Annotated in this window: 13 protein-coding genes and 1 tRNA gene; 5 read left to right on the top strand and 9 right to left on the bottom strand. The window is 35.6% G+C overall.

The window, feature by feature from the left end; all coding sequences use genetic code 11:
- Positions 1 to 19 precede the first annotated feature (19 nt).
- The 3 genes from pgsA to MS2017_RS09315 all read right to left on the bottom strand — a co-directional run bounded on the left by pgsA (position 20) and on the right by MS2017_RS09315 (position 2,233).
- Complete coding sequence (gene pgsA / locus MS2017_RS09325; RefSeq protein WP_071565130.1) at positions 20 to 604, bottom strand: CDP-diacylglycerol--glycerol-3-phosphate 3-phosphatidyltransferase; 585 nt, start codon at positions 602 to 604, stop codon at positions 20 to 22.
- A 68-nt stretch (positions 605 to 672) separates the two neighbouring features.
- Positions 673 to 749, bottom strand: a tRNA-Arg gene (locus MS2017_RS09320).
- Between the two features lie 230 nt (positions 750 to 979).
- Positions 980 to 2,233 carry a UDP-N-acetylmuramoyl-tripeptide--D-alanyl-D-alanine ligase gene (locus MS2017_RS09315; protein ID WP_122951994.1) on the bottom strand — a complete coding sequence of 418 codons (1,254 nt, stop codon included), beginning with the start codon at positions 2,231 to 2,233 and terminating at the stop codon, positions 980 to 982.
- A 61-nt stretch (positions 2,234 to 2,294) separates the two neighbouring features.
- On the opposite strand from MS2017_RS09315, the gene MS2017_RS09310 reads away from it, so the two are divergent.
- Positions 2,295 to 2,873 carry an outer membrane beta-barrel protein gene (locus MS2017_RS09310; protein WP_164707691.1) on the top strand — a complete coding sequence of 193 codons (579 nt, stop codon included), beginning with the start codon at positions 2,295 to 2,297 and terminating at the stop codon, positions 2,871 to 2,873.
- A 107-nt stretch (positions 2,874 to 2,980) separates the two neighbouring features.
- Here the strand turns inward: MS2017_RS09310 and MS2017_RS09305 are convergent, their stop codons facing one another.
- From MS2017_RS09305 to MS2017_RS09295, 3 genes are all read right to left on the bottom strand, one after another.
- Complete coding sequence (locus tag MS2017_RS09305; RefSeq protein ID WP_122951992.1) at positions 2,981 to 3,853, bottom strand: Fic family protein; 873 nt, start codon at positions 3,851 to 3,853, stop codon at positions 2,981 to 2,983.
- 214 nt (positions 3,854 to 4,067) lie between these two features.
- A complete protein-coding gene (locus MS2017_RS09300; protein WP_122951991.1) occupies positions 4,068 to 4,250 on the bottom strand; it encodes a DUF6726 family protein in 183 nt (60 codons plus the stop codon).
- A 201-nt stretch (positions 4,251 to 4,451) separates the two neighbouring features.
- A complete protein-coding gene (locus MS2017_RS09295; RefSeq protein ID WP_071563722.1) occupies positions 4,452 to 5,846 on the bottom strand; it encodes a UDP-N-acetylmuramoyl-L-alanyl-D-glutamate--2,6-diaminopimelate ligase in 1,395 nt (464 codons plus the stop codon).
- Between the two features lie 748 nt (positions 5,847 to 6,594).
- Between MS2017_RS09295 and MS2017_RS09285 the strand changes: the two genes are divergently transcribed.
- Positions 6,595 to 7,173: a hypothetical protein gene (locus MS2017_RS09285; RefSeq protein ID WP_164707690.1), complete on the top strand. Its 579-nt coding sequence runs from the start codon at positions 6,595 to 6,597 to the stop codon at positions 7,171 to 7,173.
- Between the two features lie 431 nt (positions 7,174 to 7,604).
- Here MS2017_RS09285 and MS2017_RS09280 read toward each other — a convergent pair whose 3' ends face one another.
- The 3 genes from MS2017_RS09280 to MS2017_RS09270 form a co-directional block, all read right to left on the bottom strand.
- On the bottom strand, positions 7,605 to 8,441 hold the full coding sequence (locus MS2017_RS09280) for a hypothetical protein (protein ID WP_071564917.1): 837 nt from the start codon (positions 8,439 to 8,441) through the stop codon (positions 7,605 to 7,607).
- 233 nt (positions 8,442 to 8,674) lie between these two features.
- Positions 8,675 to 9,172: a C39 family peptidase gene (locus MS2017_RS09275; RefSeq protein WP_277424509.1), complete on the bottom strand. Its 498-nt coding sequence runs from the start codon at positions 9,170 to 9,172 to the stop codon at positions 8,675 to 8,677.
- A 175-nt stretch (positions 9,173 to 9,347) separates the two neighbouring features.
- A complete protein-coding gene (locus MS2017_RS09270) occupies positions 9,348 to 9,725 on the bottom strand; it encodes a hypothetical protein (protein WP_122951987.1) in 378 nt (125 codons plus the stop codon).
- Between the two features lie 383 nt (positions 9,726 to 10,108).
- Between MS2017_RS09270 and MS2017_RS09265 the strand changes: the two genes are divergently transcribed.
- The 3 genes from MS2017_RS09265 to MS2017_RS09255 all read left to right on the top strand — a co-directional run bounded on the left by MS2017_RS09265 (position 10,109) and on the right by MS2017_RS09255 (position 13,464).
- Positions 10,109 to 10,351 carry a hypothetical protein gene (locus MS2017_RS09265; protein ID WP_122951986.1) on the top strand — a complete coding sequence of 81 codons (243 nt, stop codon included), beginning with the start codon at positions 10,109 to 10,111 and terminating at the stop codon, positions 10,349 to 10,351.
- Positions 10,352 to 10,533: 182 nt separating this feature from the next.
- Entirely contained in the window at positions 10,534 to 10,905 is a 372-nt protein-coding gene (locus tag MS2017_RS09260) for a hypothetical protein (RefSeq protein WP_122951985.1), read from the top strand.
- A 669-nt stretch (positions 10,906 to 11,574) separates the two neighbouring features.
- Complete coding sequence (locus tag MS2017_RS09255) at positions 11,575 to 13,464, top strand: 5'-nucleotidase C-terminal domain-containing protein (protein ID WP_122951984.1); 1,890 nt, start codon at positions 11,575 to 11,577, stop codon at positions 13,462 to 13,464.

Raw genomic sequence — 13,464 nt, 5'->3', positions numbered from 1 at the left:
TATTATAATGTGTTTTTTGTCAAGGTTTGAATGTTTTTACACCTTCTTTCAAATAAATTAAACCAGAGTATAAAGTCAACAAAGTTGCAGACAACAATAATGCCACACCAATATCGAAACTTGGCAAGCCAAAGAAGGGTTGCTGATAAAGCAAGAATAAGATAGCAAAAATCTGCACAAAGGTTTTTACCTTGCCAATAAATGAAACATTAATAGTAGAGCGCTGACCAATAGTACTCATCCACTCCCTCAATGCCGACACCAAAATTTCCCTAGAAATGATAATCAACGCACAAACACCAATATACCAATGTGTATTACTAGGATAATAATCAACCAACAAAACCAACGCCGTTGAAACCATCAACTTATCCGCCACAGGATCCAAAAAAGCCCCCAATTTTGAAGTCATTTTCAACTTCCTCGCCAAGTACCCATCTAAATAATCCGTCATACTAATAGCAGCATAAATACCCGTAACCGAAAAATTAATCCAAGTGAATATTGGCACATCCGTATAAGCAGGTTGAAAATAATACAACACCACAAAAAGCGGAATTAACGCAATTCTAGATAAAGTTAAAATATTAGGTATTGTCATCATAAAAAAATATCTTACCAGCCTAAACCAAAAAACCCCTGCATATTCACAAGGGTTTAGAAAAAAAAATATGGTGCGCTCGGCAGGAGTCGAACCTGCAACCGCTCGGTTCGTAGCCGAGTACTCTATCCAGTTGAGCTACGAGCGCTTTTTTTGCTTAAGAGCGTGAACTACTGCGTTATTTTCCATCTGCCGTATATGAAATACTGTCTGATAAAAAATGCCTTGCATTTCACGCTCTTAAGCAAAAAAAAATACAAAACATAAACAATTGCGTTATGTGTCATCTACTGTATATAAAATACAAAAAAATGAAGAACATATAAACAAGTCCAGTATTATCGCTATATTTGTGTCAAAGGTCAAGCAAGAATGGTGTTATTTTTGCAGATGCTTTACTAATTGCTCAAGTTTAACGATACGAGAGCCTTTGATTAGTAGGGTGGCGTTGGTGTGATGAGTTAAAAGATGTGATGCTAAACACTCTAAATCGTCAAAGTGAAGACCTTCGTAATGTTTTGCCAATTCTCCGTAGGTATAAACTTTATCCAGTGTATTTTTAGCCAATTGCCCGATTTCTTGGTGAAAGGCTTTGGTGTTGTTGCCAAGTTCTGCCATATCGCCAAGTATGGCAATTTTTTCACCTTCAAAATTTAACAGAGTGGCAATTGCCGCTTCCATGGATTGAGGGCTGGCGTTATAAGTGTCGTCAATAATAGTAAGATTGGGTTGTTGAATAATATTCAGCCTACCTGCTTCAGGTGTTGTATTTTCCAAACCCTGCTTGATTAGATTAATGTCAATCCCTAGCGCATAAGCGCAAGCACTTGCCGCTAAGGCATTGTCAATATTATGCCTACCAAGTAGTTGCAGCATAATAGGTACTTTTTTATTGACAATGTGTAAAGTAAAACAATTGTTGTCAATCTTACTGGCAAACACATTGCCACCCTCGCCAAAACTTATATCACCTGTAAAAGTGGTTTGTGTATTGACAATATTTTTTGAATGACAGGTGTAAATTTCACTTTTGGCTTGAACCAAATTATCAAAGCCACCAAATTCGCCAATATGGGCATCCAAAGTATTCGTTACAAGTGCAATATCAGGCGGTGCAAGCGTGCATAAATGCTGAATTTCATTCAAATGATTGGCGCCCATTTCAATGATTGCATATTGGTGTTTTTTCTTCAATGCCAGTAAAGTCATTGGCACGCCAAGATGATTGTTAAGATTGCCTTGGGTTGCTAAAGTGGGTGCCTTTAATTGCAGAATATTTTTTAACATATTTTTGGTGGTTGTTTTACCGTTACTGCCCGTAATGGCAATGACAGTAGGCTTGATATTTTGCAAATGCCAGTGGGCGATTAAACCCAATGCTGTTTGTGTATTTTCAACCACCAATGAGGGTAAATTTGAATCCACTTTTTTACTGACTACAACAGCCACCGCCCCCATTTTTTGTGCTTGATGAAGGTAGTTATGTGCATCAAAATTATCCCCAATCAATGCCACAAACAAAGCGCCATCCATGCGTTTTCGTGTATCGGTGCAAACGCCATTAAACTTAACATTGACAGGGCAATCAATTTTTAGCATTTTGGCAATAGTGTGTGTGTCAGATGAGAGCATTATTTTAGGTGTGATTATTGTGACTTGTGGTAAAATTTTTAAGTATTATATAAGGATAAAAATGAAAAACTTAATAAAAATAATTGTATTGTCTAATTTTTTGATTTCAATAGCATATGCAAACACCAGCACCAGCACCAGCACCAACACCAATGGCATATATTTTGGTATTGGGGGTACATCAAGTAAATACAAAGAAAATATTGTTATTTCTGGAACAAGATATACTTTGAAATACAAAAGCACTAGTTTTAAGGCGTTAGTTGGTAAGCGTTTAAATGATAATGTGGCTACTGAATTGCAATTTACTAATTTTACTAAAGATGCCATAACAGTAGATGGTGTAGTAACTATACTGGATACATCTGGAAATAGTTTCGGTGTGGCTGGATTGTATTATTTCAATTCAGGTGAAGATTTTTTACCTTTTGTTAAATTAGGTTTTCATTCTTGGGACTTTAAAACTACAAATACTTCCACTGGTGTATCATCCGAATTGGATGGTACCGATATATTTTATGGCATTGGTGTAGATGGAAAAATTAATGAGACAATGAAATATCGTGTTGAGTTTGAAAAGATGGATATAGATGGTGATGATATGAATAATTTTGGTGCCGTTTTATTGATCAATCTTTAAAAAAATAAAGTAATTCCCAATAAAAATCCCTGCTTACGCAGGGGTTTTATTAAGAATTAAATCAAGAGGTTTATTGTCTTAAGTTTATCTTAATTGGTTTTTTAGGACTAATCACCAATTTTCCATTTGCCTTTTTCAGAAAAAGCGGCAATGGTTTGGCGTTTGGCTTTGTTAATGAGATTGGCGTGTGATATTTTGTGCCGTTTGCCGTAATCTGCTAAGGTGATAATTTCTTTGCCTTCTAAGTATGCCAAGCGTTTGTGGTAGCTATTTGACAATGCTGTGCCGATAATTTGCTCCATTACTTTGGTTTTTCCTGTTTCATTAAATTCGCTAAAAGCGCTGTAATAATCTGCTCTATCAATGAATTTAATATTAATCGGTACAAAGCCATCACGAATTAACAAATAATTATTTAACACACGCCCAATGCGCCCATTGCCATCAATAAAAGGATGAATTTGCTCAAATTGCAAGTGTAGTAGGGCAATGCGTTTAATAATATGTTCATCATTTGTTGCAAAATAATCTGCCAGCATTTTGTGTAATTTGTTGATAATTTGCTCAGGGGCAACGGCAATATGATTGCCAACTCGCACCCATTCGTCCTTTTGTCGCCATCTTCCTGCAAAATCATCATTGATATTGGCCAGTAACATTTGATGTAATAGCAGAATAATCTCCAAGGTAAGTTCCGATTGTGTGGCTTTTTTGTTGATATAGTCAACCACACGAGCAAGGTTTTTTGCTTCAAATAACTCTCGTTCAGAAATGTATTTATCGAGGTCAATTTGCAATAAAACTTTCTCAGTATCGCCTAGGGTAAGCGTGGAATTCTCAATTGCATTGGAGTCATAAACCTGCTCTCCAACTTCGGTTTCTGAGAGCAAGTCTAATAACGATTGCTTGTTTTGGAATGAAGCATAATAACGCTTTCGCAAGCGCTGGATGTTTTCAAAGATTTCAGGTTTTTTTGCCATAATTTACTATTATAACCGTTAAAAAACAATTTTATTTGTTATTTTTAACGGTTATAGCCTGTAAAGTGTAAATTATTTTGTATTTTAAGTGATGTCAATTAAGCCATTGGTCTTGTTAAAAAGTCGTCAAAAAAATCCAGTGTAATTTACACACACTGGATTTTGAGTGGTTTTATTTATATTGGAGCAATAAAACGCTGCGTTACGATTCTCTTTAAAGGGGAACAGCATCCAGTGTATCAGCAGCTGTATCAATCGCAGCATCCATTGTATTGCCAACTACTGGCACTACTGAAACAACTGCACCGACAACACGCATTGGCACGGTAACAACTTTAGTGAGAAAACAACCTGACAAAGTAAAACCTAATAAAACTAGAGTTAAAATTTTAAACATAATTTTTTTGTTTTGTTGCTAAAAATTCGTATTATACCGTTTTTTCTAAAACAGTTATATTAATTCATATTTATGCAGAGGTCTCATATTATTTGAAATAATATGGTGCTTATATTTTTGTTGATATAGTTAGTACTCAACTGTTGGGTTGATAAAAAAAGATGAAAATTGGTATTTATATGACTGGGTATTGCGCCTTTTTCAAGAAGATTTAAGAATGTTTTGGGCAATTTGAATATCATTTAAATCAACGATATTGTCTTTAAATTGTTGTGTGGTTTCATGTCCTTTGCCAGCGATGAGCAGGCATTCATTTTCGCCCAAGGTGGTGATGGCAGTTTCAATGGCAAGTTGTCTGTCTAAGGTGATGTCCACTTCATAACTGTCGTCAATACCATTCAAGATGTCGTCAATAATGGCACGCGGGTTTTCATTGCGTGGGTTATCGTTGGTTAAAATAAGGGTGTCTGCTAATTTTGAGGCAATTTTGCCCATTTTTGCGCGTTTGTCTTGATCTCGATTGCCACCGCAACCAAATACCAGGCGAATTTTAAAGTTTGGATAGTGTTTTTGCAGTGAAGTGATGGTGTTTTCGATGGCATCTGGTGTGTGGGCGTAGTCTATCCACACCAAATGGTTGTCTATTTTCTGCATTCTGCCTAGTGGTGGCGTGAGTTTGTGTAGTAGGGGGATGATTTTTTCAATGTCAAATCCATAGGCTTTAAGCGTGTTAAAGGCAGCCAAGATATTTGATAAATTGTATTCACCTAAGAAAGGTACCTCAAAAACATAATCTTGTAGTGTGACCAAAAAACCTTGTTCGGTAGGTTTGATGTCGTCAAAATCATCTAAACCAAAGTCGATGATTTTCTTGCCTTTTGCCACTTCTAAAAAATTGACATAATGTTCATCGTCTCGATTAAGAATAGTGGTAGTAACACTGGCTAGTGAGAATAATCGTGCCTTAGTACTTTGATAGGCGCTAAGATTTTGGTGGTAATCTAAGTGGTCTTGCGTGAGGTTGGTAAGCACTGCATGTGTGAGGTTGAGACCTGCAATTCTGTCTTGATCAATGCCATGTGATGACACTTCTAATACAGCGGTTTTTATGCCATTTTTAAAATACCCAGCAAGTGTGCGGTAGAGTGTGAGAATATCGGGTGTGGTGTGCTGAGAATATTGCTCAGATTGACCAATACCCAGTGTGCCAATCAACCCATTTTTAACCCCTAATAAAGTGAGCAATTGCGAGATAAAACAAGCCACTGAGGTTTTGCCATTTGTGCCAGTAATGCCGATTATCTCTACATTTAGTGCTTCACCATACATTTGTTTTGCCAGAACAGGTAAGTGCAGTCCTAAATCGTCAATACGAATAGCAGGCACACGACACTCAATGTCTTTTGAGTCAATCAACACAGCAATACAGCCGTTTTCAATGGCTTGGTTAATGTGCTGAATGCCATGAGTTGAGCGCCCTTGTAGGGCAATAAATACATCGCCTTCTTGTACTTGTTGTGAGTTGAGGCACAATCCTGCTACGGCAAAGTTGAACTCAGTTGAGGTAATGTTGTGAAGCAGTTGTTTGATATTCATGTGAGTATTATAACGATAGACCTCTGTATAAATATGGATGATTGGCAAAATTCAATTTTTTCCAACCTGGTAAAAGGTAGGTTTTGATGATGATTCATATTTATACAAAGGGCTATAAATGTAGGCGGAGTAATAGGTGGTGCTAGATTTTGGGCTTCTATTTTTAGATTTTTTAAATTCTCTAAAACATTCGGAAGTGGTATACTTGACAAATGATAAAAGTAAATTTTCTCATTTAATGGAGACCTTTGCATAAATATGGATGATATTCAATTTTTGCCCACTTGGTAATTTTCTTAAACCTTGTCCTAGCAGGGCTAAGGCTGGGTTTAAAAAATTACCAAGTGGGTGAAAAGTGGATTCCTGATGATTATTTATATTTATGCAAAGGTCTCCAATGGAGTGAATATTTTTATAGTAATAACAAGATAAACCTTGAAATAAGGGTGAAAAAATCGTTTTTGATTTTAGTTACTAACTTTAGAATCCCCTTGAAGGTTCCTGAGATTTAGAAAAATACACTATTTTTTTGCACCCCAAATCGTACAACTTTTTAGAAACATGCAAATTCAATTTAACACTATTTTTTTTTGGTTTTTTAAAAACCTTATTATTAATAACTATAATTTGTAGCGGTTTGCTTTATGCCGGTACATTGTATATTAATCCTCAGACATATCAATTCGGGGAAAATGCATTCCCCCCTTATCATTTTGAAATAAATCCAGTTACAAATGAATTGTATAAAGTGTTTGATTTAGACAATGATTTTCAATTTAAAACCTATGATTTAAAAATCGCAGAAGATATTGCAGGATACAAAGAAGATATTGAGCCCATTTTGTCTAAATGGGGAGCATTTGACATTAATTTTGGCCCCTCTGAGGCTAGTCATTCCTCAAAACTCTCAACTGTTATGTCTACAGATGTTAATAATGATTTGGAATATTCTGAAACCAGTCTAACGCCCATGCAACAAGAAGTCCATGTTGCCCTTTACAAAGGGGAGGTGGAGGCTATAGCCTACACTGACAATACAGTAGGGGTAACCCCTCAAATTAGAATACTTGTGGCAAACCCTGAGGGACTGGTAGGCGGTCAGACGACAATTGTTAAGGGAGGAGGGTCATCACTCTTGGGTCATATAGTTCGCAGATATCAAGAGGCAGGAGTGGATCGCATTGAACTTGAATCTGGAAATAGTGGATATTATATGTCTCGAGGTTGGAAAAATAAAGTAGAAAATGCACCTCAAGAGGAAGATTTTGTGTGGGATTTGACAGGTGATTCTGAGTCGGAAGGTGCTTGCGGTACTGGCTCTTTGTAATACTATTTTCAAGAATAAAGCAAACAATCTGGCGTTTATCCTCATCTCAAGTATTAACAGTAACAAAATATCCACGCTATCAATAATTAGGTATTTTTACCACTAATATTTGGGTGATTATAAAGCGCTATATTGTTTGGTTTATTTTAGAAAATGGTATAGATGTAAATTGAGGCCTTGGTATAAATAATCATCAAAATTCAATTCTTGATCAATTGGCAATTTCTTTGAACCTTATCCTGGCAATGCCAAGGCTGGGCCTAAAGAATTGACAAGTGGGTAAAAAGTGGATTTTGATGATTATTTATATTTATGCAAAGACCTTGTTATTATTAAAAATCTTTCTGTTTTTTGATGGTTTTTTTTGATCATTGAGTTTAATAATTCAATAGTATTAGTTGTATTCTCCCTAAACAGCAGAATCATCTCCTTTAGAATCTTCTTGACCAAGAAATTCCTAAAGACATATCTGGAGAAAATTCCGTCAAACCAAAGCTTACCGATGGTTCAAAAGTATCTTGTGCAGAAGTGATAATAACTCTACCCGAAAGCATAGCGTTATCTTTTTTTGAATCAAAATTATTGCCAATTGGAATAGACCAAGATAAATCAGAGCCCAATGCTATTTTGTCGTTGATTCCAAAACCAATTCCTCCGACCAAAGCAACAGATTTTTTATATGAATCAGTCTCATAATTTAAGCCAAAACTACCCAATAAAACAATGGGGTCGAAAGATTTTATCAAATTAATTTTAGAGGAAATCGTTTTATTTTTTTCTTTATTTTTGCCAGAAAATGAGAAGTCTAACACCAATTCTGGAAAGTTATTTTCTTCCAAAAATATAACTTTTTTAATGCCAATTTTTGAAAATCTAGAATTAGAAGATTCTTTAATATTGGCGACGATTGTTTCTTCATTATTGGTGTAGGCTGTTTTTACATTTTTAGAAGCATTAGAATACAAAAAAACCCCATAGATGCCAATGTTTTTTGTTAACCCGTATTCTAAACTAGAATATAAGTTAATAACCCTTAAAGACTCTTCCGTAAAAAGTGTTGAATTTCCATCAAATTGATAAGACAGTGATTCTGTAAATCTAAATTTTCCTTTTTTCAACAAAGAATGAGAATTTCTAAACATCTCTAAATAGGCTTTTAAATCATCTTTTGATTTGATCCCAACTTTACCCTCCTCCTCTGCAAGAGAATTTTGTGAAAAAACTAAAAACAAAATACCAGTAATGATTGCTTTAAAGGTTTTTTTCATTTTTTACCCCTTTAATTAAAAAGAAAACATACGACGAGACCCCTACATTTAGACATGGATGTTGAATAAAAGTTGGCCTTTAGTTCATATTTATGTCTAATACAGGGGTCTCTTGTTGAGATAAGGTTTAATAAAATCACCACTTTAGCAAAATTGAATTTTGTTAATCGTCCACACTCATACAAAGATCTTGCAATATTTTAAAAAAAGCGAGCCAACACCTCGCTTGTAAATTATCTCAACATGCCCTCTATTGCTCTATATTGAGGGAAAATTAATTCTTTATTATGAATATCTAAGATATTCAAATCTTTTTCTTTGTTACTGACAAGAAACAACGCTGCGGTTCCTTTCCACAATTTTATAAAATCTTTGGGAAGGATCGAACGATTACCAATTGAAGAGTCGGCTAGAAAAACTTTACCTTGCTTAAATCCACGAAACACGACAAAGTGCTTGAACTTTTCATTTTCAATATAAACCAACGCCGGTTTATTTGTTTTTACCAAGCCTTGAAATGGAATTCTAACAACATAAACTTGGAACCCAGAGTATTCTCCGATTTCTTTTAACTCAAAAAGAGAAAGTCCAAGCTCTGTTATTTTGTTCTGCCGTTTTTTCGACAGACTTTTTAAATAACCAAGTAAAAGTTTTTGCTCCTTAGTATTCCTACCAAATTGATAATTGAATAGTGTCGTTAACGCAGCCACACCACAACTAAAATCGTACAGTTGTGGTGTGACATTTTTAAATTTTAAATCTTGCCAATTTTTAAAATTTTTTTCTGAAAAAACAGAAAAAGAAATTCCTAGGAAAGCCAGAATTATGAAAATATATTTTATTTTTTACCTCTAGTAAATTAAAAACACAATTTTCTTTGAGACCTTTGCATAAATTACAAGTTTTTTATAGGGGTATAAGGCCAATTGTTTTTTTTATGCTGTATAGGTAAGAATTTTTCCACAGCGTTCCTGCATTCATTTCAACATTATTCTTGAACATTACCTTTTCTGCCCCTTTTACATCCCCGTTAAGCAGTTTGCGTGCAATTTTTACAGCATATATAGGATGGGTTGCTATTTTAATATCTACCTTCATCGCTGTCCAAACATCTGAAAGAAAACCTGCTCCTTTCACTTTTTGCATTGAAGATTCGCTCATCGCAAGTGAACCGGTATTTTGTAGAAATGCTGGAGAAGAATTGGAATTTGCCATGCTAATACCTGAAGATGCTAACCCTGTAGCAATAACAGCCCCTGTCAATATTTTTTTTAAATTAAACATATAGCCCCTTAGAATTACAATTGATCAGCTCAATCAAACTTTTGCGAAAAATTCGCATAAAATGTAATTAACTCCGTTGGGAATTAATTAATTTAAATCCAATAATAACATATTTTTTTTTAAAAAATGAATATTTTTCAAAAAAAATATTTTCTTACTAAAGAAGGCTTTTATGAAATCCCAGCAATTTAACTTTCCTTATTTCAGAACCGTTAAATCAAGCGAAAAAATAAGCAAACCGTCAAAAATCACATTAGCAAAGTATTTGAACGCATATCCATTTACGGCGAAAAAAAGTACATTAACAATTGCTTGAAGACGGCTACAAGGTAAGCCTAAATACGATTGTACGCTATCATTAAAAACTGGGCTTAAAGGCAGTATTGGTAGTTAAACAAGTTAATGCAACTATATCAATCAAAACACACAAGAAGCACAGTTACAAACTTCAAGGTCCTGGTATTAACCATGCCAATCAAGTTTGGTCTACAGACATCATTTACATCGGGGTTGCAGGTGGCATAGCGTATATGATAACTATTATCAATTGGCATTCTAAAGTAGTGTTACCACATAAGACATCCAATACCATGGATTCGCAGTTAGTAATGAGTGAAAACTACTGAGTGTCCTAGAAAAATTATTTACACAAAAACTTTTTTATAAAAAAACTTTTTCTTTAGAGGGAAGTGTGTTATTATTTTCAAATAAATTGATTAATTCCTAATAGAATTAATTACATTTACATGCGAGTTTTTCGCAAAAGTTTGATTGAACTAATCAATTGTAATCTTAATAGGGAGAGTATATGTTTAATTTAAAAAAAATATTGGTACCAATTGTGATTGTCACAGGAGTAGTATCTTCGGGTGTTAGCATGGCAAATTCCAATCTAAGTCAAAACCCAGTTGTTTCTTCCCCAGTATTTCTACAAAATACTGGTTCACTTGCGATGAGCGAATCTTCAATGCAAAAAGTGAAAGGAGCAGGTTTTTTTGGAGATATTTGGAAGGCGGCGAAGTTAGATATCAAGGTGGCAACCGACAGTAGTTTTGATGCACAAATTATACAAAAACTGTTGCAAGGAGATGTAAGGGGAGCAAAGGTGGTAGCGGGTAATTCTACACTGAATATAAAAGACACGATATTGAGAGAGATAGGTATAGGTATCATACTTTAAGTAAAGACTTATGCAAAAGATTTGCAATTAAAACACCCTGGCAAATTTGTCGGGTGTTTTAATTATATCTAGGCGGCAACCTAAGATTTCTTATTCTGTTGGCGATTAGTTTGATCCCATTGTTGGTTCTTTATTAATCTTGATAAGTGTTTAACGCTTATAGGGTCAAATGGAGTTCATTTATCAGTTACAAGTCAATTCCAAGCCTTTGTTCTTTGTTGATTTCTTCTAATCTGAACTTGTGGTTAAATATCTATTTTTTTAATCAATAATACAGGGGTTACTTTAAGATCTTTGTATAAATATGGGCAATCATCAGGAGTCCACTTTCACTAACTTGGTAATTTTTCCAGCGACACCTAGAGCCCTCTAAGGGGATAAATCCAGCCTTGGTGCTTGCTAAGACAAGGTTTGAGAAAATCACCAAGTTGAGCAAAAATTGATTTTTCCTAATCATCTATATTTTATGTAAAAGCCTTACTTTAAATGCTTTATAGAGGGATGCCTATGGTTTTTTTGTTATTGAAAAATGCTGTTTTTTATACTTAAGTTTTGGGATGTCTTAAAGATATTAAGTCTATTTTAGAATATTATAATTTAGTGATAGTTTTGCACTTTAGGGTTAGACGCAGTAAAATTATTTCCTTTTGCAATGACTAGGAACGAAGAATGGCTTTGACGCGTAGAGATTTTATAAAGGTTTTGGGTGCTGGTTCGACGGCTGGCTTGATTGGTGGTTGTGGCAATGATGCAGATAAGTTAGCTACTCAGGAAAATAAGTATGAGGTGGCAAAAACAGGTAATGCGCGTATTTTGCATATTACTGATACCCATGGTAATTTATTGCCGAATTATTTCCGTGAGCCAAATGTTAATTTAGGTTTTGGCTCAACTTTTGGGCAATTGCCTCATGTAGTGGGTAATAAGTTACTCAAACAAATTGGCGTTAAACCCGGTTCACCTGAAGCGTATGCTTTTACTTACAATAATTTTGAAGAATTGGCGGCTAAATACGGCAAAACGGGTGGCTTTGGTCAGATTAAAACTGTTTTAGATTCGTTGCGTGAGAGTGCAGGTGGTGTGCAGAATACACTTACCGTTGATGGGGGTGATACTTGGCAAGGCTCTGGCACATCGCTTTGGACGCGGGGTGCCGATATGGTTGAGGCGTGTAATATGCTGGGAGTGGATGTGATGGTTGGGCATTGGGAATTCACCTACAAAGAAGAAGAGACACTTAAGAATATTGGTTTTTTTAAAGGGGATTTTCTGGGTCAAAATGTGCGCATTTTAGAAGACGCTTTGCTGGGTGATAAATACATTTCTATGACGGAAAAATATGATGGCAGAGGACTTTATAACGAGGACGACGCTCTACCATTTAAGCCTTATGTGATTAAAAATGTGGGCGGACATCGTATTGCAGTCATTGGACAAGCCTTTCCTAGAACTTCAAACGCCAATCCACAAAAATACTTTTTCCCAGATTGGTCATTTGGCTTGCGTGAAGATGAGATGATTGAACTGGTGGCTGATATTCGTGCAAATGAAAAGCCTGATGCGGTGATTTTGGTTTCTCATAATGGCATGGATGTGGATATTAAAATGGCATCACGCATTAGTGGTATTGATGCGATTTTTGGTGGTCATACGCATGACGGTATGCCAAAACCTATTGAAGTAAAAAATGCAGGTGGGACAACCGTGGTAACTAATGCAGGGTGTTCGGGTAAGTATATTGGGGTGATGGATTTGGATATTAAAGACCATAAAGTGGTTGGCTATAACTATAAGATGTTGCCCATTATTACCAATTTGATTAAGCCTGATGCAGCGATGGTGTCATATATTAATAAAATGCGTCAAACCAAATACGACCGCAATGTGGTTGAAGCACGCAGTAGTACAATGAGCAACAATCCAAAGCGTGTTGGTAAAACTTTTGATGCAATTTTGACCGAAAAACTTTGTACCACTGAGCAAACCCTTTATCGCCGTGGTAACTTTATGGGGACTTGGGATCAAGTGTTGGTTAATTCATTGCGTGAAGAACATAACGCAGACTTTGCCATGTCAGCTGGCGTGCGTTGGGGTACCAGCGTACCAGCAGGGCATGATGTTACTATGGAAGATTTAATGACCAATACTTCAATGACTTACGGCGAAACTTATGTTAATGAATTAAAAGGTGCGCAACTTAAAGACATCTTAGAAGGTATTGCAGAAAACTTATTTGTGCAAGACCCATATTTACAGTCAGGTGGCGATATGGTGCGTATAGGTGGGTTGGATTACACAATTGATCCTGCTAAAAGTTTGGGTAATCGCATCAGCAATATTGTTGATGACGAGGGGACGGCGATTGACCCAAATAAATCTTATAAAGTATCGGGTTGGGCGCAAGTTGGTTCGGTGGGCAATGGTCGTTTAATGTGGGATGTGGCAGCAGATTATCTCCGCAAACAAAAACATCTTAATCTTAAAAAAGTCAATCATCCAACCATTAAAGGCGTAAAAAATAATCCAGGTATTGAAAATTATTCAGGAAAAATCATTTAA

Origin of the sequence: Bathymodiolus thermophilus thioautotrophic gill symbiont (assembly GCF_003711265.1) — a bacterium.
GTDB lineage: Bacteria > Pseudomonadota > Gammaproteobacteria > PS1 > Pseudothioglobaceae > Thiodubiliella.
The sequence above is the reverse complement of the archived record's forward strand: the minus strand, read 5'-3'. Positions and strand labels throughout refer to the sequence as shown.

Coding starts and splice junctions, on each gene's coding strand:
- MS2017_RS09280 (WP_071564917.1), bottom strand. CDS start 8,441: ATGAAAAAAACCTTTAAAGCAATCATTACTGGTATTTTGTTTTTAGTT.
- MS2017_RS09310 (WP_164707691.1), top strand. CDS start 2,295: ATGAAAAACTTAATAAAAATAATTGTATTGTCTAATTTTTTGATTTCA.
- MS2017_RS09300 (WP_122951991.1), bottom strand. CDS start 4,250: ATGTTTAAAATTTTAACTCTAGTTTTATTAGGTTTTACTTTGTCAGGT.
- MS2017_RS09260 (WP_122951985.1), top strand. CDS start 10,534: ATGTTTAATTTAAAAAAAATATTGGTACCAATTGTGATTGTCACAGGA.
- MS2017_RS09270 (WP_122951987.1), bottom strand. CDS start 9,725: ATGTTTAATTTAAAAAAAATATTGACAGGGGCTGTTATTGCTACAGGG.
- MS2017_RS09315 (WP_122951994.1), bottom strand. CDS start 2,233: ATGCTCTCATCTGACACACACACTATTGCCAAAATGCTAAAAATTGAT.
- MS2017_RS09305 (WP_122951992.1), bottom strand. CDS start 3,853: ATGGCAAAAAAACCTGAAATCTTTGAAAACATCCAGCGCTTGCGAAAG.
- pgsA (WP_071565130.1), bottom strand. CDS start 604: ATGATGACAATACCTAATATTTTAACTTTATCTAGAATTGCGTTAATT.
- MS2017_RS09255 (WP_122951984.1), top strand. CDS start 11,575: ATGGCTTTGACGCGTAGAGATTTTATAAAGGTTTTGGGTGCTGGTTCG.
- MS2017_RS09295 (WP_071563722.1), bottom strand. CDS start 5,846: ATGAATATCAAACAACTGCTTCACAACATTACCTCAACTGAGTTCAAC.